The sequence below is a fragment of the Sulfitobacter sp. SH22 genome (assembly GCF_965641905.1).
Classification (GTDB): domain Bacteria; phylum Pseudomonadota; class Alphaproteobacteria; order Rhodobacterales; family Rhodobacteraceae; genus Sulfitobacter.
This window is the reverse complement of sequence record NZ_OZ282573.1, coordinates 2172182-2198854: the sequence shown is the minus strand read 5'-3', so window position 1 is coordinate 2198854 and position 26673 is coordinate 2172182. Positions and strand designations below refer to the sequence as shown.

25 protein-coding genes are annotated in these 26673 nt (G+C 58.8%); 17 read left to right on the top strand and 8 right to left on the bottom strand.

Going from position 1 to position 26673, the window contains the following annotated elements:
- Positions 1-20 precede the first annotated feature (20 nt).
- Both ACSQ13_RS12890 and ACSQ13_RS12885 read right to left on the bottom strand, forming a co-directional pair.
- A complete protein-coding gene (locus tag ACSQ13_RS12890; protein WP_295511262.1) occupies positions 21-974 on the bottom strand; it encodes a hydroxymethylglutaryl-CoA lyase in 954 nt (317 codons plus the stop codon).
- Positions 971-2155, bottom strand: a complete 1185-nt coding sequence (locus ACSQ13_RS12885) for a CaiB/BaiF CoA transferase family protein (RefSeq protein WP_295511264.1) — start codon at positions 2153-2155, stop codon at positions 971-973. Before ACSQ13_RS12885 ends, ACSQ13_RS12890 begins: the two co-directional genes overlap by 4 nt.
- 84 nt (positions 2156-2239) lie before the next feature.
- Between ACSQ13_RS12885 and ACSQ13_RS12880 the strand changes: the two genes are divergently transcribed.
- The 7 genes from ACSQ13_RS12880 to ACSQ13_RS12850 all read left to right on the top strand — a co-directional run bounded on the left by ACSQ13_RS12880 (position 2240) and on the right by ACSQ13_RS12850 (position 9709).
- The gene (locus tag ACSQ13_RS12880; RefSeq protein WP_176248284.1) at positions 2240-3181 is read left to right on the top strand and encodes a LysR family transcriptional regulator; all 942 of its coding nucleotides are present in this window, start codon (positions 2240-2242) and stop codon (positions 3179-3181) included.
- Positions 3182-3341: 160 nt separating this feature from the next.
- Positions 3342-3890, top strand: a complete 549-nt coding sequence (locus ACSQ13_RS12875) for a YaeQ family protein (protein WP_176248285.1) — start codon at positions 3342-3344, stop codon at positions 3888-3890.
- 141 nt (positions 3891-4031) lie between these two features.
- Complete coding sequence (locus ACSQ13_RS12870) at positions 4032-4892, top strand: MaoC family dehydratase (RefSeq protein ID WP_176248286.1); 861 nt, start codon at positions 4032-4034, stop codon at positions 4890-4892.
- A 33-nt stretch (positions 4893-4925) separates the two neighbouring features.
- Positions 4926-5333 (top strand): Zn-ribbon domain-containing OB-fold protein, encoded by a 408-nt coding sequence (locus tag ACSQ13_RS12865; protein ID WP_295511269.1) that lies wholly within the window; start codon positions 4926-4928, stop codon positions 5331-5333.
- On the top strand, positions 5330-6475 hold the full coding sequence (locus ACSQ13_RS12860; RefSeq protein WP_176248288.1) for a thiolase C-terminal domain-containing protein: 1146 nt from the start codon (positions 5330-5332) through the stop codon (positions 6473-6475). Before ACSQ13_RS12865 ends, ACSQ13_RS12860 begins: the two co-directional genes overlap by 4 nt.
- A complete protein-coding gene (locus ACSQ13_RS12855; protein WP_176248289.1) occupies positions 6472-7257 on the top strand; it encodes an SDR family oxidoreductase in 786 nt (261 codons plus the stop codon). The genes ACSQ13_RS12860 and ACSQ13_RS12855 overlap by 4 nt, the downstream gene beginning before the upstream one ends.
- Positions 7250-9709, top strand: a complete 2460-nt coding sequence (locus tag ACSQ13_RS12850; RefSeq protein ID WP_295511272.1) for a CaiB/BaiF CoA-transferase family protein — start codon at positions 7250-7252, stop codon at positions 9707-9709. The genes ACSQ13_RS12855 and ACSQ13_RS12850 overlap by 8 nt, the downstream gene beginning before the upstream one ends.
- Before the next feature lie 98 nt (positions 9710-9807).
- Here the strand turns inward: ACSQ13_RS12850 and ACSQ13_RS12845 are convergent, their stop codons facing one another.
- The 3 genes from ACSQ13_RS12845 to ACSQ13_RS12835 are packed head-to-tail and all read right to left on the bottom strand — an operon-like array spanning position 9808 to position 13357.
- Positions 9808-10605 carry an enoyl-CoA hydratase/isomerase family protein gene (locus tag ACSQ13_RS12845; RefSeq protein ID WP_176248290.1) on the bottom strand — a complete coding sequence of 266 codons (798 nt, stop codon included), beginning with the start codon at positions 10603-10605 and terminating at the stop codon, positions 9808-9810.
- Positions 10602-12206: a long-chain-fatty-acid--CoA ligase gene (locus ACSQ13_RS12840; protein ID WP_295511275.1), complete on the bottom strand. Its 1605-nt coding sequence runs from the start codon at positions 12204-12206 to the stop codon at positions 10602-10604. The genes ACSQ13_RS12845 and ACSQ13_RS12840 overlap by 4 nt, the downstream gene beginning before the upstream one ends.
- Positions 12203-13357: an acyl-CoA dehydrogenase family protein gene (locus ACSQ13_RS12835; RefSeq protein ID WP_295511277.1), complete on the bottom strand. Its 1155-nt coding sequence runs from the start codon at positions 13355-13357 to the stop codon at positions 12203-12205. The genes ACSQ13_RS12840 and ACSQ13_RS12835 overlap by 4 nt, the downstream gene beginning before the upstream one ends.
- Positions 13358-13478: 121 nt before the next feature.
- Here ACSQ13_RS12835 and ACSQ13_RS12830 point away from each other — a divergent pair, with 121 nt between their 5' ends.
- From ACSQ13_RS12830 to ACSQ13_RS12795, 8 genes are all read left to right on the top strand, one after another.
- On the top strand, positions 13479-14381 hold the full coding sequence (locus tag ACSQ13_RS12830; RefSeq protein WP_176248293.1) for an SDR family NAD(P)-dependent oxidoreductase: 903 nt from the start codon (positions 13479-13481) through the stop codon (positions 14379-14381).
- Positions 14382-14499: 118 nt separating this feature from the next.
- Complete coding sequence (locus ACSQ13_RS12825; RefSeq protein ID WP_435988110.1) at positions 14500-14931, top strand: MarR family winged helix-turn-helix transcriptional regulator; 432 nt, start codon at positions 14500-14502, stop codon at positions 14929-14931.
- A gap of 55 nt (positions 14932-14986) precedes the next feature.
- Complete coding sequence (locus ACSQ13_RS12820; RefSeq protein ID WP_295511280.1) at positions 14987-16141, top strand: CaiB/BaiF CoA transferase family protein; 1155 nt, start codon at positions 14987-14989, stop codon at positions 16139-16141.
- Between the two features lie 21 nt (positions 16142-16162).
- Positions 16163-17140 (top strand): NAD(P)H-dependent flavin oxidoreductase, encoded by a 978-nt coding sequence (locus ACSQ13_RS12815; RefSeq protein ID WP_295511281.1) that lies wholly within the window; start codon positions 16163-16165, stop codon positions 17138-17140.
- A gap of 153 nt (positions 17141-17293) precedes the next feature.
- The gene (locus ACSQ13_RS12810; RefSeq protein ID WP_176248297.1) at positions 17294-18325 is read left to right on the top strand and encodes a C4-dicarboxylate TRAP transporter substrate-binding protein; all 1032 of its coding nucleotides are present in this window, start codon (positions 17294-17296) and stop codon (positions 18323-18325) included.
- 84 nt (positions 18326-18409) lie between these two features.
- On the top strand, positions 18410-18904 hold the full coding sequence (locus ACSQ13_RS12805) for a TRAP transporter small permease (protein WP_176248298.1): 495 nt from the start codon (positions 18410-18412) through the stop codon (positions 18902-18904).
- 12 nt (positions 18905-18916) lie between these two features.
- Positions 18917-20257: a TRAP transporter large permease gene (locus ACSQ13_RS12800; RefSeq protein WP_176248299.1), complete on the top strand. Its 1341-nt coding sequence runs from the start codon at positions 18917-18919 to the stop codon at positions 20255-20257.
- Between the two features lie 7 nt (positions 20258-20264).
- Positions 20265-21791 (top strand): class I adenylate-forming enzyme family protein, encoded by a 1527-nt coding sequence (locus ACSQ13_RS12795; RefSeq protein WP_295511285.1) that lies wholly within the window; start codon positions 20265-20267, stop codon positions 21789-21791.
- Positions 21792-21849: 58 nt separating this feature from the next.
- Here the strand turns inward: ACSQ13_RS12795 and ACSQ13_RS12790 are convergent, their stop codons facing one another.
- The 3 genes from ACSQ13_RS12790 to ACSQ13_RS12780 all read right to left on the bottom strand — a co-directional run bounded on the left by ACSQ13_RS12790 (position 21850) and on the right by ACSQ13_RS12780 (position 24739).
- The gene (locus tag ACSQ13_RS12790) at positions 21850-22608 is read right to left on the bottom strand and encodes an ATP-binding protein (RefSeq protein WP_295511287.1); all 759 of its coding nucleotides are present in this window, start codon (positions 22606-22608) and stop codon (positions 21850-21852) included.
- Entirely contained in the window at positions 22598-23908 is a 1311-nt protein-coding gene (locus tag ACSQ13_RS12785; RefSeq protein WP_295511289.1) for a PAS domain-containing protein, read from the bottom strand. The genes ACSQ13_RS12790 and ACSQ13_RS12785 overlap by 11 nt, the downstream gene beginning before the upstream one ends.
- 159 nt (positions 23909-24067) lie before the next feature.
- Positions 24068-24739 carry a GntR family transcriptional regulator gene (locus tag ACSQ13_RS12780; protein WP_295511291.1) on the bottom strand — a complete coding sequence of 224 codons (672 nt, stop codon included), beginning with the start codon at positions 24737-24739 and terminating at the stop codon, positions 24068-24070.
- Positions 24740-24861: 122 nt separating this feature from the next.
- On the opposite strand from ACSQ13_RS12780, the gene ACSQ13_RS12775 reads away from it, so the two are divergent.
- Both ACSQ13_RS12775 and ACSQ13_RS12770 read left to right on the top strand, forming a co-directional pair.
- Positions 24862-25368 (top strand): TRAP transporter small permease, encoded by a 507-nt coding sequence (locus tag ACSQ13_RS12775; RefSeq protein WP_176248303.1) that lies wholly within the window; start codon positions 24862-24864, stop codon positions 25366-25368.
- Between the two features lie 2 nt (positions 25369-25370).
- Positions 25371-26657 (top strand): TRAP transporter large permease, encoded by a 1287-nt coding sequence (locus tag ACSQ13_RS12770; RefSeq protein WP_176248304.1) that lies wholly within the window; start codon positions 25371-25373, stop codon positions 26655-26657.
- The last annotated feature ends 16 nt before the right edge of the window (positions 26658-26673 follow it).

Genomic DNA, 26673 nt, shown 5'->3' with positions numbered 1-26673 from the left:
TTTCTCCTCCCAGTTAAAACTCAGACCAAGGATTTGGCCTGCCAATTTGCGTTCTTTGGCGGACCTGCGCGGTGCAGGGCCCCGTGGAACATTTCACCCGGCATCGCCTCCTCCGCGATGCGCCGGGCGTCTTTCAGTCTGTCCAGATCGATTCCGGTGGCGAAACCCATCGACTCGGACAAATATACGATATCTTCGAACACGACGTTGCCGGTGGCACCGGGCGCAAACGGGCATCCGCCCAATCCGCCAAGCGAGGCGTCGATCACCCGCGCGCCGCTTTCCAGCGCCGCCGCCGCATTGGCCACGCCCATGCCCCGCGTGTCGTGAAGATGGATGATGAAAGGCTGCCCGCCGCACAGCTTCTCCATCCGCGCACAAAGCGCGCCAACAGCCTTTGGTCCGGCATAGCCGACCGTATCCGCGACCCCGACGATATCGGCACCTGCCTCAAGACAGTCAGCGGCCAGACGGACAACCTCTTCGGGGTCGACATTTCCAGAGATCGAACAGCCAAGCGCCATTGCGATCCCGGCGTTCACCAGCTTGTCGGGGGCGTGGTGGTCGCGCATCGCGACGACGTTGCGCACCAGATCCACCGCGGCATCGCGCGAGCGGCGCATGTTGGCCTGGCTGTGTTCTTCGGTCGCGGAAACAACGCAGACCATCTCGCGGATCGCGCTTTGCACTGCGGCCTCGGCCCCGCGTTCGTTCAGGGTCAGCCCCGCCGAGTGGACGTCGAGCCGTTCACTCGCAGCAATCACCGCGTCGATATCGGCGAATTGGGGGAAACGGCTGGCGGGCAGGAATGACCCGACCTCGTAATGACCCACACCTGCGGTGCATTCTGCTTCAAGCCAGGCGATCTTGGCCTCGGTCGAGGGCAGCGACTTGGCAATCTGAAGCCCGTCGCGCAGACCGACTTCACGCAGGGTCACGCGGTCGGCGGGGTAAATGGTGCTCGCCCGGCTCACGCTGCCGCCTCCACACCGCAGGCCGCTGCGATTTCAGCCTCGCTGAGCCCGGCAGCCGAAAGAACGGCGTGGGTATCCGCGCCGATTGCGGCGATGTCGAGGTTTTCACCCACCATCGGTTGATCGTCGATCTCGAAGGGCATGACGGGCGCACGGTAAGTCCCGCCTTCGGGCAGGGAGGACGTGAAAAGCCCGCCGGGGCGTGTCACATGCGGATCGTCGTACATCTCGGCCGGACGATGGATCGGCGAGAAGGGGATGCCAGCGTCTTCGAAGGCTTCGAGGAGATCGGCAAAGGACCGGCTGCGCACAGCCGCAGCGACCACCGGTATGGTGCGGTCGCGGGCGTCGATCTGCTTCATGCGGGTTTGCAAATCGGGATCATCGAGCAACACCTGCAGCCCCAGAATATTGCACAGGGTTACCCACTGGCCTTCGGTGACGGCACCGATGAACATCTGCTTTCCATCCGAGGTGTCAAAGATGTCGTAGACCGGCCAAGAAAACTCCCGTTCGGGCATCGGCGGGGCCTCGCGGCCTTCGATGTCGAATTGCACCATATGCTGGGCCACAAGAAAAAGGCAGTTTTCAAAAAGTCCGGTGCGCAGCACGTGACCCTTGCCATCTTTTTCGCGTTGCAAAAGCGCAACCAGAACCGCGAAGGCACCAAAAAGGCCCCCCATGATGTCATTCGCTGATGATCCGATCCGCAAGGGACGTCCGGTTGGGCCGGTCATATAGGCCATGCCCGTCATCATCTGCACGACCTCGTCCATCGCGGTCCGGTTCTCGTAGGGGCCCTTGAGGAACCCCTTGAGGGATGAAACGATCAGACTGGGATAGCGGGCCTGCAATACGTCAGGGGCGAACCCCATCTTGGCGAGGGATTGATCGCGGAAATTCTCGACAAAGACATCCGCGCCTTCAAGAAGCCGGTGCAGCGCATCTTTTCCGGCCTCCGATTTCAGGTCGAGCGTGATGCTCTTTTTGCCACGGTTGAAGGTGGGATAGAAGCCGCGCCCCATGCCAGTCAACGCGCGGGTCTTATCACCTTCGGGCGGTTCGACCTTGATGACTTCGGCACCAAGCATCCCCAGAAACATGCCGCAAGACGGCCCCATGATCATATGCGTCATTTCGACAACGCGTAGTCCGGCAAGTGGCCTAATGTCTGTGGTCATGAAAATTCCTCCTGAAACAATCATAGCCAAAGTCGTGTGAACGGAATATTATAATGTTTCGAATAAACCCTTCTGGAAAACAGAATGCTCGATACGCGCCAGCTTCAATATTTCAACGCGATTTACGAACACGGGTCATTGGCGCGCGCCTCGACCCATCTGCGGATCGCGGCATCAGCCCTTAGTCATCATCTTGCCCAGATGGAGGCGCGATTCGGAAAGCCGCTCTTTCGGCGCAAGCCAAGAGGTATGGAGCCAACGGCCGCCGGGCACCGGCTTTACGGGCACGCCCGCTCGATCTTGCGCGCCATGGCCGCAGCCGAGACTGATCTGACCGATGCGGTAAACAAGATTTCGGGGCCGGTATCGGTGGGCATGTCCTTTTCCGCAGTCAAGGCGATCGGGGTGGCTTTCATCACGCAGGTCGTGCGCGATTTCCCCAATGTTCAACTGGCCCTGACCGAGAGCCTGTCCGGCGCGGCGCTTCCGCATCTTCTGGCCTCTGACGTTGATCTTGCGCTGATCTATAACCCGCCTGCCGATCCGACCTTTGAGTCAGAACCGGTGCTTGAGGAAAAGATGTTCTGCGTGGGGCGCACTGATATCATCGGGGATACCGATGATCCGATCACCTTTGCCGAACTGCTGGACCTGCCGATCATCCTGCTACGGCAGGGTGTTTCCGCCCGCGCGATCATGGATGATGTGGCATTGTTGAAAAAGATCGAGGCAAAGGCGATCCTTCAGATGAATTCCGTTCAGGCCATCGCAGGGTCGATCGAGGCGGGCCTTGGGTGCGTCATCGGTACGCGGCTTTTCATGCACGACCAGCTTGAACGCGGCACCGTGCGCGCCCGTCCGATCATCGCGCCAGAATTGTCACGAACCCTATACCTGTGTCGTCTGGCCTCCCGGCCGCCGACCTTTGCATCCGAAGCCATCCGGCAACTCTTGATCGACCACGTGCGCGATGCCGTCCTGTCGGGGGTATGGGATGCGCAACTGTTGGATCGTTCAGACCCCTAGGTAGCGTGGAATCACATCCGCGGGTTTTCATGGATGTCCGAGCCAGCAGGTGCAGCCATCGCCTTCAGGGCCGCTTTAATGCGACGGGCTTTCCTTATCTGCTTTCACAAGGGGGCCAGACACACTAGGCAACCCTATCTTCCCAACTCCAGGACCTGTCATGGCGCAAAAAGCCACCATTTATAAAGTCGAACTTTCCGTTTCCGATATGGATCGTCACTATTACGAGACCCACAAACTGACGGTGGCCAAACATCCGTCTGAAACTGACGAACGGCTGATGGTGCGGCTTCTGGCTTTTGCGCTGAATGCGCACGAGCATCTGGAGATGACCAAGGGTCTTTCCACGGATGACGAGCCCGATATCTGGCAGAAAAGCCTGAGTGACGAGCTGGAGCTGTGGGTGGCGCTAGGGCTTCCGAGCGAAAAGGTCGTGCGTCAATCCAGCGGCAAATCCGGCAAGGTGATTGTCTATAGCTATGGCGGCAGGACGGCCGAGACGTGGTGGGACAAGATCAAAAACAGCACCACCCGTTTTGACAATCTTCAGGTGATGAACTTCTCAGAGAAAGACACAGGTGATCTGGCTAAACTGGCAAGCCGGTCGATGAAGTTGCAGGTCAATATTCAGGACAGCGAAGTGATGGTCAGCGTTGATGACAGCATCGTTTACGTGACTCCGACCAAATGGAAAGACGCCGGTTATTGATGTCTGAGCAATGCCGCTAGGCTAGGCCACCGGGGGGTGGTGTAACCGAAGCCAGTGCCAAGCAATCCTTTTGCGTGAATTAATTAGCTTGCAAATCATTATCAAGCTACATAAAATCACAATGCAAGAGGAGGACTTGTAATGATTGACTATGACGCTCTTATGGGGCGCACGTTCCCTGTTACCGAACATGCCTATACGCAAAAGGATACGATCCTTTATGCGCTGGGTCTGGGCCTTGGAACCGATCCGCTGTCCGCGTCGCATCTGCGTGCGACCTATGAAAACGCGCCGGGGTTCGGCGCTTTGCCTGCCATGGTCAACGTCTTGGCCTACCCCGGTTTCTGGGCGATGGACCCCAGCACCGGCCTGACGTGGCAGAAAATCCTTCACGGAGAGCAAAGCCTGACATTATACGCGCCGCTGCCTGCGTCCGGTGTGCTGCTGGGGGAAACGCGGATCACCGGAATTGTGGACAAAGGGGCGGGCAAGGGTGCGCTGATCTATTCCGAACGTATCGTCAGCGACAAGGCCACAGGTGCCAAGATCGCAAGGATCGTCAGCACCTCCTTTGCGCGGGGCGATGGCGGGTTTGGCGGGTCAGACGATACCGTTCGTCCGGTCCATCCCATGCCCGAAACCGCGCCGGATGCCACCTTTGATTTCCGGACGCCCGAAAATGCAGCGCTGGTGTACCGCTTGTCGGGGGACATGAACCCGCTGCACGCGGACCCTGAAATTGCACGGCAAGCCGGGTTCGACCGCCCGATCCTGCACGGGCTTTGTACGCTTGGCGTTGCATCATGGTCGATCACCGAAGCCTTGGCGGACGGTGATTTTGCAGCGCTAACGCATCTGCAATTGCGGTTCTCGTCCCCCGTTTATCCCGGCGAAACCATCCGCACCGAGATGTGGCGCGACGGCAATGCCGTCAGTTTCCGCGCCCGTGTGGTGGAGCGGGATATCGTTGTTCTGAATAACGGCCTGGCGCGGCTTGGCTGATCCGAAAATCGTTTGAAATCAAGGAGAGAGATGATGGCTGACCGGCCCCTGCCGACCATTTATCCAGAAACGGAATTCTACTGGAACGGTGCAAAAGAGGGCAGGCTGTTGCTGAACAGCTGCCCGTCCTGTGACAAGGCGTATTTTCCGCCGCGCCCGTTTTGCCCGGTTTGCGGCAATCGCGATGTTGAAATCAAGCAGGCCAGCGGCAAGGGCCGGCTGTATTCCTATATCATCAACCACCTGCCTGCCCCCGGCTACGAGCCCCCCTTTACCGTCGCTGTCGTCATGCTGGACGAAGGCGTGAAAATGGTCGCGAATGTTCTGGACTGCCCCGCCGACCCCGAGGCGCTGGTTCTTGATATGCCGCTTGAGGTCACCTTCGAGCAGCGCGGCGATGTTGCCATTCCCCAGTTCAAGCCCGCAGGAGGTGTCGCATGACCCGTGCATCCATAGCCATCGTCGGTGCCGCCGAAACCACGCGCATGGGCAAGGTCCCCGAACTTAGCCAGACCGGCCTGCATGCCGATGCTGCGCTGAATGCCCTGGCCGATTGTGGTTTGACCCTTGCGGATATCGACGGCGTTGCGACCGCTGGTCATGACGTGGCCGAGATCATTCAATACCTTGGCATCACGCCCACGTGGTATGATGGCACATCGGTGGGGGGCTGTTCCTTTATCACGCTGGTGCGCCATGCGGCGGCGGCGATTGAAACGGGGCTGTGCAAGACGGTTCTGATCACCCACGGCGAAAGCGGGCGGTCTAACAATCGCAGCCATCGCCCGCTGTTCCCGTCGATGCAGCAGCAGGAATTTGAATCGATCTACGGCCCGCTGTTCCCGCCATCACGCTTCACGCTTCCGGTGATGCGCAAGATGAAAGACGATGGCCTGACCGTGGAACAGATCGCCATGGTCGCCGTGGTGCAACGCGAATGGGCCGCACTTCACCCGCGCGCAACGGCACATGACCCGCTTACGGTCGATGATGTTCTGAACTCTAAAATGATCGCATATCCGTTCCGCAAACTGATGTGTTGTCTGGTCAGCGATGGCGGCGGCGCGTTGATCCTGACCAGCGCGGAACGGGCCAAGGATTTCCCGACCAAACCGGTTTACCTACGCGGCATGGGCGGCGAAAGCGCCGAAGGGCCGATGATCTCGCAGATGGAAAGCTTTTCGTCCTCCAAGGCCTTCCGCGTCTCTGGCAAGATGGCGTTCGAGAGTGCGGGCATCACCCATTCGGATGTCGATCACCTGATGATCTATGACGCCTTTGCGCATCTCCCGATCTACGGGCTTGAGGATCTTGGCTTTGTCAAACCGGGCGAAGGCGGGGCTTTCATCGCCGAGGGTCATACCCGCCCGGGTGGCGCATTGCCGTTGAACACCAATGGCGGCGGGTTGTCTTATATGCACTCTGGCATGTACGGGATGTTCGCCTTGCAAGAAAGCGTGCGGCAGATGCGCGGCGTGTCGCCAGCGCAGGTCAAAGACGCAAAGTTGTCTTTGGTACACGGGGTCGGGGGGATGTTCTCGGCGGCGTCAACGGCGGTTCTGACGACGGAGGACCAGTGGTGAGCTTTGCCGGAAAGACGGTTTGCGTATCGGGCGGCACCAGTGGCATCAATCTGGGCATCGCGAGGCATTTCGCGCGGGCAGGGGCCAAGGTCTTTGTCTTTTCGCGCGATCCGGCCAAGGTCGACGCGGCGGTTGCCGAGTTGCGTGGCTTGGGGGCAGAGGCGCAGGGCTGTTCGGCTGATGTGCGCAGCGCTGACGCGGTATCGGATGCGGTTGGCCAATGTGTTGATGCCTTTGGACTGATCGACATTCTGGTGTCCGGTGCTGCCGGAAACTTTGTCGCAAGGGCGGCGGATATTTCGTCGAACGGGTTTCGCGCGGTGCTGGAGATTGACGTTCTGGGCACCCATCACGTCATGCACGCCGCGTGGCCTCATCTGCGCAAACCGGGGGCGGCGGTGATCAACCTGTCTGCCGGTCAGGCCAGTGTCGCGATGATCGGGCAGGCCCATGTTTGCGCGGCCAAGGCAGGCGTGGACATGCTCACACGAACCCTTGCGCTGGAATGGGGCCCTCATGGTGTGCGGGTGAATTCCATCGTGCCGGGGCCGATTGGCGACACCGAAGGCGTCAAACGATTGATGCCCGATGCCGCGTCGCTGGAGGCCAAGATACAGTCCATTCCGCTGCGCCGCATGGGGGCAACGCAAGACGTGGCTGATCTGTGTGATTTTCTATGCTCGGACAGGGCGGGATATATTACCGGCACTGTGATCCCTGTGGATGGCGGTGCTATCCTGAACCCCATGCCTACACGGATGGAGGCGTTTATTGATGGATAAAGGGGTGCTTGCGGGCCTGCGGGTTCTGGATCTGACCGACCAGCGCGGCGTTTTGACGGGGCGGATGCTGGCGTGCATGGGCGCGGATGTGCTTCAGGTTGAACCCGCCACAGGGTCGACTGCCCGCGCCATGGCCCCATTTGACACGGACGGGGCGTCCTTGTTCTGGGCCGCCTATGGCGCAGGGCGGCGGTCGCTGGTGTTGGACCGTGACAGCGACCCCGCGCGGCTGATGGCGCTTGCGGCTGTTGCCGATGTGGTTCTGGAAAGCGGAGTGCCCGGGCGGGACGTATTCTTGGACACGGATGCGCTTTTGCAGGCCAACGCCGGTGTGGTGCATTCCATCGTGACGCCCTTTGGTCTGGACGGGCCGAAAGCGGGCTATGCCGATAGCGATCTCACGCTTTGGGCTGCGGGCGGGCCGCTTAAGCCAACCGAAAGTCAGGCCGGTATCCCGACCCGCGTGAGTCTGCCGCAAGCCTATCATCATGCGGCGGCAGATGCGCTTTGCGGGATCATGGTCGCCCTTGAGGCGCGCAGGCGCGGCGGGCAGGGCCAGCGGGTCGTGACCAGCGCACAGGCGTCGGCCACGCAATGCACCCTGAGTTTGTCGATGGCGTCGGTGATCGGTCACCCCAATTACGTCTTCCGCGCCGAGGTGAAATCAAAGAAGAAGCGCGAGCTTGACCTGTCAGGGTCGGGGTCACGAACGCAGCGGTCGAAATGGCCGGTCAAGGACGGGCTCGTTGAGATGCACCTTGCCCTTGGTCCGGCGGCGGGGCGGTTCACCAATGCGCTGTTTACGCTGATGGCCGCGCGCGGGGCCTGTTCGCCCAAATTCGCCGCGTGGGATTGGGTCACGCTTCCTCCCAAGATCGAAAACGATGAAATCACGGACGAGGAAATGGAGCAGGCCCGCACGGAGGTCGCCGATTTCCTTGCCACCATGACCAAGCTTGAAGCCGTCGAGATGGCGTTGCAGCACCGTCTGATGCTGGCCCCCATCATGACCGTCGCGGATCTGGCCAGCAGCCCCCACGGCAAGGCGCGCGGCTTTTTGCAACAGGTCGGCGCGTTGTCCTTGCCGGGAAAACTTGCGCTTGGCTTTGACGAAGGGTTTGCCCCGCTGCGCCCCGCACCTGGTCTGGGCGAGGGCGGTGCAGAGGCCGAGGCAGATTGGCTTGCCAATCGTGATGCCGTCAGACCCTTTGCCGTGGCCCGCACGGTGACCAAAGTCGTGCGGCCCCTTGAAAATATCACCGTCCTGGATTTGTCCTGGGTGGTCGCAGGCCCGATGATTGGGCGCAATCTGGCTGATTTCGGCGCGCAGGTGATCCGTGTCGAAAGCGCCCGCAAACCCGAAGTTGCGCGTTTGACCGGCCCTTATCCCGAAGGGGTGCGCGATCTGAACCGGTCGGGGTTGTATGAAAACTGCAATGCAGGAAAGTCGGGTCTGACGCTTGACCTGTCCCAGGATGCAGGGCGGGCGTTGGTCAAGGGACTGGCGGGAAAAGTCGACGTGTTGGTCGAAAGCTTTGCCCCCGGTCAGATGGACAAATGGGGGTTGGATTACGCCACCTTGTCCCGGGACAATCCGGGCTTGGTCATGCTGTCGACATCGCTGATGGGGCAGTCGGGGCCTTGGTCTGCCTTGGCGGGTTTCGGCAATATCGGTGCCGCAATGTCGGGGCTTCAGATGCTTGCCGGTCGCGATGTATTGGCCCCGATTGGCCCCTACGGACCCTACACCGATTTCGTGGCCCCGCGTCTGGCCTTTCCCGTGCTGCTGGCGGCCTTGGAAGTGAAGCGCCTGACAGGCAGGGGCAGGCAGTTGGATGTCAGCCAGGCCGAGGCGGGGATGCAGTTCATTGCCGAAGCCTTTGCCGATTATGCCGCGACCGGACGGGTGCCGGTTGCGGATGGCAACCGCGATCCGCACTGCGTCCCGAACGAAGTCTACCCCTGCATCGCGCCCGAGGGCGAAACTGCATGGGTTGCCGTATCTGCCACATCAGACGCCGCATGGATCGCCCTGCGTGACGAAACCGGGCTGGCGGCGCTGGCTGATCCGGCGTTCGAGACGCTGGAAGGCCGCCGCGCGGTCGAGGCGGAGATTGACACGATCCTTGCCGATTGGTGTCGGGGTCAACCCCCCGAGGCGGTGGAGTTGCGCCTCCAAGGGCGGGGTGTGGCGGCGCATGTTGTCGCGTCGCCTGCGGATTTGGCAGCCGATGCACAGCTTGGCGCTTGGGGGCATTTCCAGACCTTGCCGAGAACCGATGGCACGCCGGCCCATCACGAGGCCTGCCGTTTTCAACTGGGTCTGACGCCCGCCAAGACAGGGCGCGCGGCACCGGAATACGGGCGGGATAACCGTCAGATTTTGGCAGACTATCTGGGGCTGGATGCAGCGCAGATTGATGCGCTGGAACGGGACGGGGTTCTGACCTGAACGGCTGACCCGAACAGGAACCTTTGCGAACCGATAAACAACTTCTGCTTTAGGGCCACGGGGAAATCCGTGGCCCTAAAGCGTCTCACATGCACCGCTTAGCGGAAGTCAAAGCGTGGGGCCTGCTTCTTGGTAAAGCGGTCGATTGCGTCTTTGTGATAGCTGCTCGACAGGCAAATGGCTTGCGCCTGTGCTTCAAGCTCAAGCAACGCGTTGCTGTCCAGTTCCATCGACCGTGCCGAAATCGCCTTGGTCATCGCAAAGGCGGTGCGCGAGGTGTCGCACATCATCCGCGCAATCGCTTGGGCACGGGGCAAAAGGTCATCTGCGGCAAGCACTTCCATGCAGATGCCCAGACGTTGGGCTTCTTCTGCGTGAACGGTGCGGCCCGTGTAGAACAATTCACGCGCCCGTTGCAGGCCGATCATCCGCGGCAACGAATAGAACAGGTTGCCATCCGGCACCGCCCCGACCTTGCAGAAGGACGCATTGAAGCTCGCCCTCTCGGACGCCAGAATAATGTCGCCGGTCAGCGCCAGACCCAGACCCGCGCCATAGGCAGGGCCATCGACCGCGACGATGACAGGCACCTGCAAGTCGCGCAGCAGCGTGATCCAGCGATGCAGATATTTCATCCGGGGCAGGATGTCTTCGGCCCCTGTCACCAGCCCGGCCTTGTGGTTGGCCAGCATCTTTTTCAGGTCACCGCCGGCGCAGAATACGCCGCCTGTTCCGGTCAGAATGACGGCCTGAAGATCGGCATCGACCGACAGGTCCTGCACGGCGCTGGACAGACCTTCGCGCATTGCGTCAGACAAGGCGTTCCGAGAGGCGGGTTCGTTCATAGTCAGCGTCACGACGCCGCCATCGCGGGTGATTTGCAAAGCGTCGGTCATGTCGTAGCTTCCTTTGTGTCTTCGGACCCCAGGCTTTGCAGAACCTGTGCCTTGATCGTCATTTTATCGAACTTGTTGGTCGCGGACAGGGGCAGTTGCCCTTGCCAGATGGTCATGCCGCGCGGGGCCTTGTAATGGGCGATGCGGTCGCGACAAAAGGCGATCAGCTCGGCTTCGGTTGCGGTCTTGCCATCGTGCAGGGCGACGGCGGCATAGACCATTTCCCCCCATTTCGCATGCGGCACACCGAAAACGGCGGCCTGCGCGACTGCGGGGTGTTTGCTCAGGGCGTTTTCAGTCTCGATCGGATAGACGTTTTCACCGCCCGAGATGATCATTTCCTTGGTGCGGCCTGCGATGGTCAGATAGCCGTCTGCGTCCATCACGCCCGCATCGCCCGTGTGGAAAAACCCGCCGCGCATGGCATGGGCGGTTTCTTCGGGGCGGTTCCAATAGCCGTTCATCACCTGCGGCCCGCGCACCACAATTTCGCCGGGCATTCCGACAGGCACGGGGGTGTCGTCGGCATCCACAATGCGCAAATCCGAATAGAGAATCGGGCGGCCCACGGTGCTGAGCTTGTCCAGCATCGGATTGCCCGGAATATGATCCGCCGGTTCAAGAACCGACAGGACTGGCGATGTTTCGGTCAGCCCATAGCCCTGACAAAAGGTGATGCCCGGAATGGCTGCAATCGCGCGCTCCATCAGGGTGACGGGCATCGGGGACGCCCCATATGTCAGCACGCGGATCGACGAAAAATCAAACTCGGGGAAGCGCGGATGGTTCATCACCATGTTCAGCATGGTCGGGACCATGGTCATCGTGGTGATCTTTTGCGCTTCGATCATGCGCAGGGTATCGACGACTTCGAATTTCGGTTGCACGACCATCGTGGTGCCGTAAGCCAGCGCCGTGAACACACGGCTGCCCGTGCCAAGGTGGAACAACGGCCCCGACAGCAGCAAAACATCATCCTGCCGGTAGCCATACAGATGGCCCGATCCGGTGGCATTCACGAGAAAGTTCGAATGGCTGAGCATGACGCCTTTGGGCTGACCCGTGGTGCCTGACGTATAGAACAGGATCATCGTGTCGTCAGACCGGCTGGCACGATCATCAAAGGCATCGTCGGCGACTGCGGGGGCTTCGTCGATCAGCGTGTCATAGTGCAGCGTGCCGTCGGGCAGATCGTCGGCCGGTTGGTCCCAGTCGGCAAGGATCAGCGTGTGCAGCGACGGGCATAGCGCCAACAGGTCAGCGGCTTGTTCACGGAAATGACGGTCGAAGATCAAGATGGCGGGGCTCGCATCGCCGATCACGCCGACCATTTCCTCGACCGACAGACGGTGATTGATCGGCACCGAAATCGCGCCGATCATCGACGGAACCACGTACATCTCGACGATCCAATGCGAGTTCAGACCCAGATAGGCAACACGGTCACCCGGCCTGACGCCCAGCTTTTCCAACTGCCAGGCAATGGCATGCACGCGGCGGTTCATCTGTGCCCAACTGTAATCGCGGCCCTCGAAATGGGTGGCGCGCCAGTCGGGGCGTTGATACGCGTATTTGCGTATGAAATCGGGGTAACGGATCATTTCCGCCCTCCAAGTACCGAACGCCCGATGATCTCGCGCATCACTTCGCCGGTCCCACCGGCGATGCGGCCAACGCGGGCATCGGCCCATGCGCGGGCAATCGGATATTCCCACATATAGCCATAGCCGCCGAACATTTGCAGCAAGTCGTCAAGACAGCGGCACAGGGTTTCCGAGGTCAGCATCTTGCCCATCGCGGCATCAACGGCGTCCAGTTCCCCCGCCACATGCAGTTCAAGGCATTTATCGGTGAACACGCGCATCAAGACCGATTGGGCCTTGATCTCGGCCAGTTTGAACCGCGTGTTCTGGAAATCGGCGATGGTCTTGCCGAAGGCCTTGCGTTCGGTGACGTGGTCGATGGTCCATTGCAGCGCGGCCTCAAGTGCTGCGGTGGCGCGGACGCATTGCAACAGACGTTCCTGGGGAAGCTGTTCCATCAGTTGGTAAAAGCCACGTCCTTCGGCACCCAGCAGATTGGTCGCGGGGACGCGGACGTTGTCAAAGAACAATTCAGCGGTGTCCTGCGCCTTCCAGCCGATTTTTTCCAACAGTTGGCTGCCCTTGCGAAAGCCCGGCGTATCAGCGGGAACCAGCAGCAGCGACGTGCCTTTTGCGCCAAGTGTCGGATCGGTCTTGCAGGCAAGGACCAGAATATCGCAATTGCCGCCGTTGGTAATGAACACCTTTTGGCCGTTGATGATGTAATCATCGCCGTCACGGATCGCGGTGGTTTTGATGCCTTGCACATCCGATCCGGCAGCCGGTTCGGTCATGGCGATGGCACCGATCGCCTCGCCTGCGGCCATCTTGGGGAGCCATTCGTGCTTCACCGCGTGGCTGCCGTAATGCAGGATATAGGGGGCCACGATATCGGAGTGCAGGGAAAATCCCGGCCCCATCGCACCAGCGGCGGCCAGTTCTTCCATCACCACCATCGAGAAAAGGAAATCGGCACCGGCACCGCCATATTCTTCGGGCATCGCCGCGCACAAAAGACCGTTTTCCCCGGCCTTGCGCCAGGCGTCGCGGCTGACATGGCCATCTTTTTCCCACTGTGCGTGGTGCGGTGTGATTTCCTCGGCGACGAAGCGCCGGACCTGGTCGCGGAACATCTCGTGGTCTTCATTGAATACGGTGCGCTTGAACATCGTGTGGTTCCTCCCTCATGTCGTGGGTCAAAAACTTTGACGGTATGAGGAAAGTCTAATTAGCTTGCATATTATAATCAAGCTAATTATAACTGCCATAAATCATCTGGAGGAGACAGGTATGTTGGAAGGTAAGTCAGTCATCGTAACCGGGGCAGGTCGTGGCATCGGCCGTGATATTGCGCTTATGATGGCCAGCCATGGTGCAAAAGTTGTCGTAAACGATTTGGGTGCGGCATCGGACGGTGCGGGCGCGGATGCGACCCCGGCGCAAGAGGTCGTGAATGAAATCATCGCGGCAGGCGGCGAAGCGGTGACCAACTTTGGCAACGTGGCAAAGCCCGAAGATGCAAAAGCCATGGTTGAACAGTCGATGGATGTGTTTGGCGGGATCGATGTGATCGTCAACAACGCAGGCATCCTGCGCGACGTGATCTTTCACAAGATGACCGAAGACGATTGGGATTCGGTGATCTCGGTTCACCTCAAGGGCAGCTTTAACATGGCCCATGCCGTGGCTGCGCAGTTCAAGATGCAGGCGTCGGGATGTTTTATCAACTTTACCTCGACCTCCGGTTTGATCGGGAACTTTGGGCAGGCCAATTATTCCGCCGCCAAGATGGGGATCGTCGGGCTGTCGAAATCACTGGCGCTGGACATGTCGCGCTTTAACGTGCGGTCCAACTGTATCGCGCCCTTTGCATGGTCGCGCCTGATTGGCACCATTCAGGCCAAGACCGACGCTGAAAAAGCCCGTGTCGAGCGCATCAAGGAAATGACACCAGCCAAGATCGCACCGCTTTGTGTGGCATTGGCCGACCCGACCTGTGACACGACAGGTCAGATCTTTTGCATCCGCAACAACGAGATTTTCCTGATGTCCCAGCCACGTCCGATCCGGTCGGTGCACCGGTCAGAGGGCTGGACACCAGAGACAGTGCGTGATCATGCCTTGCCAGCGATGAAGGCCGATTTTTACGATCTTGACCGGTCCAGCGATGTGTTTACGTGGGATCCGATTTGATTTGGTTGGCGAGAGCGGTCAAAAGCACTAGACTGGCGTACGGACTTTGGACGCCGATAGACAGAAGGGTATGCTGAGCTTGGAAGAAGTTGCGACACCAGTGCACAAACAGACTTCGTTGAGCGAGGATAACAATCCTATTTATCAGGATATCGCGCGCTTTCGTGCGATCTTGTTCGACTCGATGTTGAAGCCCCATGACATGACCATGTCGCAAGGCTGGGTTATGGTGCATCTGGTGCGCGAGAACGGCTTGCGTCAGTCTGAACTGGCCGAACGGCTCGAGGTGGCAACGGTTACCACCTCCAAGCTGATCGACCGGCTCGAGGCGCGCGGCTATGTCGAGCGCCGTGCAGACCCCGAAGATCGCAGGTCCAACCGTGTCTACGCAACGCCCCAAGCAAAGTCGCTGGTCAAGATTATGACCCGCACCATTTTTGAGGTGGACGAGATCGCAAACGAAGGCATCTCGGAAGCCGAGCTTGAGACGACCCTCAAGGTGCTGCGCAAGATGCGCAACAATCTGCGGCGCGGCTTGAGCAAGCGATAAAAACAAGCAGCGGGTTTCCCGCGCTTGGTTAAATATTCCTGAAAGGACCCGTGAGATGCAGCAAGAGGCATCCGCACCCCCGCTGGCGGGGCTGCGCATTATTGAATTCGCCGGCATCGGTCCCGGTCCCTTTGCGGGCATGATGCTTGCTGACATGGGGGCCGAAGTGATCAGGATTGAACGCCCCAATGCCGGATCCCCGACGGGGCAAGGCGCGCACGAGCTGGATTTCCTTGCCCGTGGGCGCAAGTCCATCGCGCTGAACATGAAGACACCCGGTGCTGTCGATCTGGCCTTGCGTCTGGTCGAAACGGCAGACGGGTTGATCGAAGGGTTCCGGCCCGGCGTGATGGAACGTTTGGGCCTTGGCCCTGACGTTTGCCGCGCCCGCAATCCGCGTCTGGTCTATGGTCGGATGACTGGCTGGGGGCAGGAGGGGCCGGTCTCCAAAACTGCTGGTCACGATCTGAATTACATCGCCCTGTCTGGTGCGCTTTGGGCCTCTGGCGAAGCCGGCCGTGCGCCGAGCTTTCCGTTGAACCTTTTGGGTGATTTCGGCGGCGGTGGCATGTTTCTGGCCTTTGGTATGGTGACGGGGCTGCTTAAGGCCGCAAGAACCGGTTCGGGCGACGTTGTTGATGCGGCGATTGTTGACGGCACCGCCGCGCTGATGAGCATGATTTACAGCCGCCGCGCCATGGGGCTGTGGCGTGATGAACGTGCGTCCAATGCGTTGGATGGCGGCGTGCCTTGGTATGGCGTCTATGAATGTGCGGATGGCGGATGGGTGACCATCGGTGCCCTTGAGCCGCAGTTCTGGGCGGTGTTGCTGGACCGGCTTGGCCTGACGGCGCAGGAAATGGGCGACCGCGCGGATCGGGGCACCTGGCCTGCGATGCGTGCCCGGCTGACCGAGGTTTTCAAAAGCCAGCCCCGCGATCATTGGGTTGCCCTGTTGCAAGATACCGATGCGTGTTTCGCCCCGGTGCTTAGCCCCGCCGAAGCCCCCAGCCATCCGCACAACCAAGCCCGCGGGATATTCTCGGAAGGGGTGGTGCAGCCGATGCCTGCGCCGCGTTTCACCGATGCCAACACCCCGTTGCCCACAACGCCGCCCGCCCCCGGTGCCGACAGCCGCGCCATCCTGACGGATTTGGGATTGGCTGCCGATGAAATCGACGCGCTCTTTAGTGGCGGCGCGGTGACGTAAATCACTTAAGGGAGAAACCTCATGACCTTGCCTGCAATTCTACAAAACCTGCGGCTGCCGCTGATTGCGAGCCCCTTGTTCATCATCTCGAACCCCGATCTTGTCATCGCGCAATGCAAGGCGGGCATTGTCGGGTCTTTTCCTGCGCTGAATGCGCGCGAAAAAGACGGGCACAGTCTGGATGCCTGGCTGACGCAGATCAAAGAGGCGCTGGACCGCCACAACCAGGAGAACCCGGATTCCCCTGCCGCACCTTATGCCGTGAACCAGATCGTTCATAAGTCCAACAGCAGGCTCGATCGCGACATCGAGATTTGCGTAAAGCACGAAGTGCCGGTTTGGATCACCTCGCTTGGGGCGCGGGTCGAGGTCAACGAGGCCGCACATTCCGCCGGTGGTGTCGTGTTGCACGATGTGATCAACAACCGCTTTGCCCGTAAAGCCATCGAAAAAGGGGCCGACGGTCTGGTCGCTGTGGCTGCCGGTGCCGGTGGCCATGCCGGTGCGCTGTCGCCTTTTGCGTTGGTTCAAGAAATCCGCAGCTGGTTCGATGGCCCCTTGTTTCTGTCCGGTGCGATTGCACGGGGTGATTCCATTCTGGCAGCGCTCGCGATGGGGGCGGACGGCGGCTATGCAGGTTCGGCCTTTATCGCCACGGATGAGGCGAATGCGGCTGAGGGCTACAAACGGATGATCGCCGAGAGCGGTGCCGACGACATCGTTTATTCAAACCTGTTTACCGGCGTTTGGGGCAACTATCTGAAACCGTCAATCGCGGCAGCGGGGATGAATCCGGATGCGTTGGAACAGTCCGACCCGTCCAAAATGAACTTTGCCGAAGATCGCGAAAAACCCAAAAGCTGGAAAGAGATCTGGGGGTCGGGTCAGGGCATTGGCGCGGTTTCGGATGTGGTACCAACGTCGGAAATGGTCGCCCGGCTCAAGCGTGAATTTGATGCGGCACGCCAGCGACTGGACAAAACGCTTAGCACCTACTGACACTATTTAGCGGGCTTTGCTGGGAGGCGTCCGAATAAATAGATTGCTAGATAATAGTTACCATGCTATTTAATATTTAATACAAGTCGGGTGACATCATACCCGCAACATAAGGGAGGAGAGACTATGAAGAAATCTATTCTAGGGGCCGTAATGGCTGCATCAGTTTCGGTTTTGGCCATGGCGGCCCACGCGGAAACGACGCTGATCGCAAACGAACCTGGCCCGAACCGCGGCGTGCGCGCCGAGGCCGTGAACTACATCGCAGATCAGATCGCCGAGCGCACAAATGGCGAAGTGAAGGTCGAGCAGAACTGGGGCGGAGCCCTGTTCAAGACGAATGCCGCGCTTCAGTCGATTTCGGTTGGTGTTGCCGACATGGGCGTGCTGATCGGGGCCTATGTCGCCTCGGAATTCCCCGAACTGCAAATGGCGGGTCTGCTTTTGAACAAGCCCGGTCACCCTTGGGTGATGATGCAGGCCGTCTATGAATTGTTCACGACCAATGAACGCATTCAAGAGCGCCTTGACGAGATGAACCTTGTCTATCTTGCGCCGTTTTCCTTGTCGCCGGCCATTCTGGCCTGTCGCGGCGATGGCATCCGGTCGATCGAGGATATCAAGGGGGCCAAGATTGCCCATACCGGTTCGTCCGGTGACGTGCTTGCCGCATTGGGTGGCAATATGGTGAGCATGCCGATTTATGATGTTTACCAATCCATGGAAACCGGCCTTGTCGATTGCTCGGTTACCTATGCGTATTACGCTGTCGCATCGAAGCTGAACGAAGAAATCGATACGATGACCGAACTGCGCTATTCGACGATTACCAGCCTGGGTACGGTCATCAACAAGGACACTTTCGAGCGCCTGACGCCCGAACAGCAAGAAGCGATCCTGGGGATCGGTCCGGACATGATGGATTTCTACGGCGAAAAGCTGGAAGAAGCCGATGCAAAGGCGCTTGTGACCCTTTCGACGGGCGACGATGCTGTTGATTTCGTGAAACTGTCGGATGCCGACTATGATGCGATGGACGTGGCCGGTGCGCCGATGTTTGACAACTGGTACGCTGACGCCGAAGCAGTTGGCACCGATGGTAAGGCGCTTTTGGCCGAACTTTACGGGCTGATGGACAAGTGGACGCTGGTCATGGAGACCGAAGGTCTGCCTTGGAAGCGTTAATGATCGTCTGCACGGTCGCGTGACGATTGCCCTGTCCCTTTGGGGGGCAGGGCAGCGTTTATCCATACTCCACTGGAGAACATCATGTTGAAACGTCTTGAGTTTACGCTCGATACGCTTGCAGCGGTGGCCGTGGTGCTGCTTTGCTTGCTTATTACAGCCAACATCATCGCCCGCGAATTCCTGATGGTCGGCATCCCCGACAGCATCATCATGGTCCGCGAGCTGATGGTACCTGCGATCCTGTTTCCGCTGGCCGCAGCCACGGCGAAACGCGCGCATGTCGCCGTAGAATTCATCGCCAATCACTTCCCCGACGGGGTCAACCGCTGGATTGCCGTGCTGGCCACCGTCATCGGTCTGACCATCGTGACAATCCTTCTGTCCGCCGGCTGGTTCGAACTGGCCAAGAATTTCGCAAGCGGTGCGCATTACGGCGGAGAGCTTTTGCTTCCGAAATGGCCAAGCCGCGCCCTGTTCGTGCTGGCGATTGGCGCATTCTGGTTGCGATTGATCCACGTGCTTTGGGTCGATCTGAAAGCCGCAGTGACGGGTACGCCGGCACCGGCAGAACTTTAAGGAATTACCATTATGGATCCGGCAACCATCGGCTATATCGCATGTGCGATTGTGCTTCTCCTTTTGGCAATACGCATTCCGATTGCCTATGCCATTGGCGGCGTCGCCGTCGTGGCAATCTTTATCGTATTCGCAACGCGCACCGGCACATTCATGCCAGAGCGCGCGATGTGGACAACCTTGTCGCTCGCGTTTTCGTCCAGTTTCGATCTGGTCCACAGCTATGACCTGTCGATGATCCCCTTGTTCATCGCATTGGGTCACGTGGCGTACAAAGCGGGCATCACCACCGAGATTTACGAGGCCGCGCGTGTCTGGCTGGTGCGTTTGCCCGGCGGGGTCGCGATCGCGTCTGTCGCAGGCTGCGGCGGATTTTCAGCGATTTCGGGGTCGTCCATTGCCTGCGCGTCCACCATGGGGCGGATCTGCACCCCCGAAATGCTGAAGCTCAATTATGACCCGCGTCTTGCCACTGCATGTGTGGCGGCGGGCGGCACGCTGGGGTCGCTTATCCCGCCGTCGGTCTTGTTTATCATCTACGGCATTTTCACAGAAAGCTCGATCAGCGAATTGTTTATGGCGGGCTTCCTGCCGGGCGTTTTGTCGATGCTTGGCTATGCTTTGGTGATTGTGCTTTGGGTGCGTCGTTCGCCCGAAATTGCACCCGTGCCCGATCAGGTCTTTTCGATGAAAGAGAAAGTCCGGGCGGCATTGCGGTCATGGCCGGCTGTGCTGCTTTTCACTGTCGTTATCGGCGGTATCTATGGTGGCATCTTTACCGCAACCGAAGCCGCGGCCCTGTCGCTGCTGTTTGCCACGCTTCTTGGGATGGTGCGGGGCTTTATCAAGGTAAAGGACATCATACCGATGCTGCGCGAGACGATGGCCACCACGGGCGCGATCTTCTTTATCGCGGCTTGTGCGAAGATCTTTGTGTCGCTGATCGCCTTGACCGGATTGTCCAACAGCCTTGTCTCGGCTTTGGGGGATTCAAGCATCGGGCCCTGGATGTTCATCGCTCTTGTTTGCCTGATCTATCTGGTGCTGGGGATGTTCCTTGACCCGGTAGGGATCATGGTTCTGACCTTGCCTTTGATGATCCCGATGGTCGAAAGCTTTGACATGAACCTGATCTGGTTCGGGGTGGTGATCGTCAAACTGCTCGAGATCGGGTTGATCACCCCTCCGGTCGGGCTGAACGTCTTTGTTCTGGCAAGCGTGCTGGAAGGAAAGGTCGAGATCGGCGAGATTTTCGCAGGTCTGTGGCGTTTTCTGGCAATCGATATCGTTGTTCTGGCGCTTTTGGTGATGATCCCGGCCATCTCGCTTATCCTTCCCATGTCGATGAATTGAGGACCGTATGATGCATTTCAATCCACCCGTCGTTGATGGTGAAAAGCTCCTGAATTTCGGGGCCGCGCTTCAGGAAAATGCGGCAAAACACGGTGAAAAACCCGCTTTGATCGTCGGGGACCGGACCATTAGCTGGGCCGAATTCGGGGCGATGGTGGCGCAGGTCACGGGGCAGCTTGTGGCCCAGGGTGTGGGGCAGGGCGATACGGTTGCGTCGCTGTCTGAAAATTCGGTCGAGCATGTTGTGCTGTATTGCGCGGTGGTGGCCAGCGGTGCCTGTATCGTGCCGCTGCCGTTTTCCGCCACACCCGACGCGCTGGCGCTGATGATGGCCGACAGCAACGCGGACCTGCTGTTTGTGTCATCGACGCAGGCCGATATCGGGCGCGGTCTGCCTGTGAAACAGAGTGTCGATCTGGACGGGTTGATGGCATGGGCGGCGGATGCGGCCCCTGCTAAGCCAGCGCAAGTGAATCCCGATGATCTGTTCAACATCATCTATTCGTCGGGCACCACGGGAACACCCAAAGGCATCATTCACGACCACCGCTTTCGGTCGCGCCAGTTGAACAGAATTACCAACTTCGGCCTGACCGGGGCCGACCGTCTGGTGATCTCGACGCCGATCTATTCCAACACCACGCTGTTCGGGATGCTGCCGACCCTGTCTTTGGGCGCGACTTTGATCGTGATGCCAAAGTTCAACGCCGCAGGGTTTCTGAAACTCAGCGCTGATCTAAAGCCGACCCACGCGGTTCTGGTGCCGGTACAACTGATGCGTCTGATGGCAGAGCCCACGTTCAACGACTATGACCTCACCAGCTATCGGTGCAAATTCTCGACCTCGGCCCCGTTGCCCAGCACCTTGATCGCACAGGTGATGGAACGCTGGCCCGGCAACCTGATCGAAGTGTACGGCATGACCGAAGGCGGTATTTCCACCGCGCTGAATTGCGAAGCATTCCCCGACAAATGGGACACGGTCGGGCGCTTGGGCGAAGGCGTCGACATGCGGGTGATCGACGATCAGGGCAAGGAATTGCCCAAAGGGTCCTTTGGCGAATTGATCGGCCGGTCTGCGTCGATGATGCGGAACTATCATAACGCGCCGGAGAAAACCCGAGAACTGCTTTGGACCGACGCGCACGGCAATCACTTTATCCGGTCTGGCGATATGGGCCGGATTGATGAAGACGGGTTTGTGCATCTGATGGACCGCAAGAAAGACATGATCATCTCGGGGGGCTTCAACATCTATGCTGCCGATCTTGAGGCCGTCTTGCGCCAGCATGGGGATGTCGCCGATGCGGCTGTCATCGCCATCCCCAGCGATGCCTGGGGCGAGACGCCGCTTGGTTTTGTCGTGCTGCGTGCGGGGGCCACTGCGGATGCCCAACAGGTGCTTGAATTCGCCAACGCCAAGCTGGGGAAAACGCAGCGCTTGTCGAACATCGTTTTGCTGGACGATCTGCCGCGCAGCGAAATCGGCAAGGTCCTGAAAAAGGATCTGCGCGAAGCCTACCAGCCCGGCTGACAAAACGACGCCCCAGGTCTGCTTCGCCTCACGAGCAGATCTGGGGCTATTCCACGCGCTAGGGGGCGTTGACCTGCGCCACTGCGTCACGCAGCGCGTCGGCCAGTTTTGGCAAGGTATAAGGCTTGGCCAGCAGTTCGACATCTTGCAGGCCTTCTTTGGCGAAATCATTGTAGCCGGAGGTGAGCAAAACCCCCGTACCGGCGCGGTTCTCAAGCACCCATCTTGCCAAATCATAGCCCGACATGCCCCCGGGCATCTTGATGTCACTAAACACCAAGGTCACGGGGGCGTTGCCCTCGAGGTGCCCGATTGCTTGTGTGGCTGTCGATGCCTCGATCACCTCATAGCCCAGTTCGACCAAACGTTTATGCGTAATTCTGCGGAGCCGGTCGTCATCTTCGACCAACAGGATCAATTCACGCTGCCCCAGCGGCAGATTGTTTACCGACGTCTCCACCTTGCTCGCCGTTGCGGGGGAAGACGCGCGCGGCAGCCAGATCGCAACTGTGGTGCCGATCCCCTGGCTGCTGTCGATCCTGACAAAACCACTGGACTGCGCGGCAAAACCGTACACCGAGCTGAGCCCCAAGCCGCTGCCTTTGCCCTCTTCTTTGGTGGTAAAATAGGGCGTGATTGCTTTTTCTTTCACATCTGCTGACATGCCCACGCCGGTGTCGGAAACCGAAATCTCGATATACTCGTGGGTGTGTGCATCTGGGATGAACTTTGCATCTTGGTCGCTCAGGGTCAGATTACGCGTAGAGATGCGCAGCTTGCCCCCAGACGCCATTGCATCGCGCGCGTTAAAGGGCAAGGTTCAAAATTGCGCTGTCAAACTCTCCGGAATCGGCCGTTGTCTGCCACAGGTCTGGTTCAAGCTCCGTGACCAACTCGATATTTGCGCCAAGGGTTCGTTCCAATAGCGGTCTGGTCTTTGTGATCCGGTCATTGACGGCCAGTGCCACAGGCTCAAGAACGTGCTCTCGCGCAAAGGACAGCAAACGCCGGTTGAGACTTGCGCCGGCCTCGACGGCTTCCATCGCCTCATTGATCAGCTCAACGATCCTTTTGTCTGCCGTGCGCATCGCCGCAAGCTCGAGATTGCCACCGATAACGGCTAGAAAGTTGTTAAAGTCATGCGCCACACCGCCCGCGAGTTGCCCGATCAATTCAAAGCGCTGCGAGTGGGCAAGCGCCCCTTCAACCTTTTGACGCTCGCGCATTTCCTCTTCCAATGCGCGGCTGCGGTCGGCAACGCGTGCCTCCAGCTCTGAATTGGATTGGGCGAGCTTTATCTCCAGACGCTTTCGTTCGGTGATGTCGTAGTTCACCCCGATCAATGATTTAGGTCTGCCGCTTTCACTATGGTGCAGGATGTTCCCCTGACCGACAAGCCAGCGAACCTCTCCGGTGTTGTGAACCACGCGGAACTCTTCGCGAAACGGCAGGTCGTTTTCAGCCGACATCGCAACTGCGGTCTTTACACGTTCACGATCGTCGGGGTGGACGGTTGTCAGCGCATCTTCGAGACGCAAATGCCTGCTTTTTTTTGGCATTCCAAACAGTTCAAATTGCCGGTCGCTCCAGTGCAGGTAGTCCTCCGCGAAATCCCAGTCCCATGTTCCCATTTCGGCAGCGTCATAGGCCAGGTGCAGACGGGCTTCGCTTTCCTGAAGCGCAGTTTTCGCCTGTTTTCTTGCTGTAATATCATGCCCTTCAGGTACCAGGGAAACCACAACGCCGGCTTTGTTGATGATGGGGGTGAGTGAAAAGTTGATGTCGACAATTTCGCCATTTTTGTCACCAACCCGCGCTTCGAAGTGCGACGGTTGACCGGAAGCGCCCCGCCGGATGGCATCCTTGAGCGCGAGGCGTGATTTTTGACAGACGCGCCACCATGGAGTGGTCCAAAATTTAAGGCCCACAACGTCATCAAGCTGCACACCGATCAAATCAAGCGCGCTTTTATTCGCATCCAGGACAGTGCCGTCGGGCGAAAGCAGACCTATAAACCCCTGAACTAGATCATAGATGTCACGATGTTTAACGATACCAAGTCTGTTTTCATCTGAGGAAGACATTTTGTTCCCATCGATCTTAACCTGCTGCGCCACTTTGAGTTGTAAAGCCTGGCCAGTATTATGCTTAGAATTAACAATTGCAATGACTTGCCAAAGGGCGGTCCCTTGGCGGTAGAGACGTAAATATCCGTGTCCGGAGCCACCACCACCGATGGGCTCCGCTGTCTGCTCGGCTATCCACTGATGGTCAGCTTATGTCTGCTCTGCTGCGGGCTTTGTCACGATTTCCCAGTATGACCCTTCTTTGCGGTCGATATGGGACCGAAGCGTCGCGATCGCAGTATCAAGGTCACGGTCTGCAACGGCTTGGACCAACACGCCATGCTCCCTAAAGGACTTGGCCATATGCTCTGGATGGCGTCCCAACCTGTTGCGAACAGCGGCCATTTTTTGCGCGATTGTCTGGTATGCTTCATCAAGGAACCGGTTGTCCGAGCAGTCAAAGAAATGTTGATGGAATTCCGTATCAAGCGCGAGATATGCGCTGTCATCGCCCTTGTCGCGCGCGGCTTTCATCCGGTTCACACAGTCCGACAAACGCGCATGTAGCGCCTCGGGCTTTGCGTGGATGGCAGTGGTTAACGCATTTGTCTCAAGGCACACACGTGCATCACACAGCTTGACCAATTCATCCGCTTCGAGGTTGAATACATAGGTGCCGCGCTGCGGCTCGACGACCAGCATTCCCTCCATCTCCAACCGGTTGATGGCCTCGCGGACGGGGGTCCGGCTCACGTCCAGCTCCTTGGCGACGCGCGCCTCTGACAATTGGCTGCCTAAGTCCAACTCCCCCGAAATGATCCACTCGCGCAGGGTTTCAGTCACCAGTTCGGTTAACGACTTGGGCCGGTCAAATGATTTCATGCTGCTCTCCCTGACTTAACTTTAGCTGCAAAAATACTGGCATACAATATGGCACTTTACAGCTGGCATACCGTATGCCAGTTTGCGAAAACTAGATGGAAAAAGCTTTGGGAGGAGCGTTCTTGCGCCAGATAGAATCATACATCGTTGCGATTAACCGCGCCTTGGTTGCCGGGCTTTTGGCGGTCACCTTTGCAATGGTTTTCGTCAACGTCATCGGGCGCTACGGCTTTGGATCTTCCTTTGCTTGGGTAGAGGAGGCGGCCCGCCACCTGATGATCCTTGCGGCGTTCAGCGGTGCAGGCCTTGCGTTGCGCGAGGGCCGGCTTGTTGCCATCGGCACCCTTCCTGATTTGCTTCCCCCGCGATTGGCCCTGATCCTGCGTTGGGCTGTCGTCGTGGTTATGTTTTTGTTCATGGCCCTGGTCTGCTGGCTGGGCATTCAATTCGTCCAGTTCGGCTGGAACAAAGAGACAATGGCGACCGGCATTTCGCGCGGCATTCCGTATCTGGCAATTCCCGTCGGTTGCGCCTTGTTCCTGATCCAGCTTTGCTTTTTTGCCCGGCGTTTTGTTGCGCAAGACTTTGAATTCGATGCCGGCCATATGGCCGATACGGACGGGCAATAATCATGGCGAAAACCCTGATCCTGCTGTTTTTCGGCTGCCTTATCCTAAGCGTGCCCGTTGCCTTTACGATGGGGCTTGCCGGTCTTGTCGCGATCTATGTGGATGGCAGCCTGAACCCGTTGATCGCCGCGCAACGGATGTTTGCCGGTATCGACAGCTTTCCATTGATGGCCGTGCCATTCTTTATCCTGACCTCAGAGCTGATGACGGCCTGTGGTCTCACGACCGCCTTGCTGCGTTTTGCAAATGCGCTGGTCGGTCATCTGCGCGGCGGCCTTGGCCATGTGAATATTCTTGTCTCGATCATGTTTGCGGGGATCAGCGGGTCGGCGCTGGCCGATGCGGCGGGGCCGTCTGCCATCGTGATGCGCATGATGCGAGAGGCGGGTTACGAGAAAAACTATGCCGGTGCATTGTCAGCGGCGACTGCAACCATCGGGCCGATCATACCGCCATCCATTCTCGCTGTGATTTTTGCGATTTCGACCAAGGGCGTCACGGTTGCCGGGCTTTTTCTGGCGGGCATTGTGCCGGGGTTGCTGTTGGGGGCCTCGCTGGCGGTCGCAAACCACATCGTATCCACCCGCAACGGCTATCGCGGTCGCGACACACGGGCCAGTTTCAGTGAACTGCGCAGCGCGGGTTTTGCGGCGCTGCCTGCCCTTGTGATGCCGGGCATCATTCTGGGCGGCATCCTGTTCGGTATCTTCACCCCGACCGAAGCGGGTGCCGTCGCGTCTGCCTATGCGCTTTTTCTGGGTGCTGTCTTGCGGGCGTTCACCTTGCGCGGGCTTTACGACGCATTTGCACGCGCCGCCATTGTGACGTCTTCGGTCTTTCTGATTATCGCCATGGCATCGATCTTTGCGTGGTTGCTGACATATCTGCAAATCCCGCAGGCGCTGGCACAGACGATCACCCAGATGTCCGACAACAAGCTGGTGATCCTTTTTATTCTGGCCGGATTTGCGCTGGTGTGCGGCCTGTTCATCGACACGCTGCCCGCCCTGATCGTTCTGACGCCAATCCTTGGCCCTATTGCCTATTCGGCCGGCATAGACCCGCTGCAATTCGGCATGATGCTGGTGCTGAACCTGACCATCGGCATGGTCACGCCGCCGATCGGTCCGGTTTTGTTTGTCATAGCCACGGTCGGCCAACTGCGCATCGAAGCGCTGTCCCGCGCCATTATCCCGCTGCTTCTGGCGGAGCTCATTGTGCTGCTGCTGGTGATTACCATCCCCGGCATCAGCACTTTCGTGCCCAATTTCTTTGGGTTTGCAAACTGACATGTATGGGAGGAAC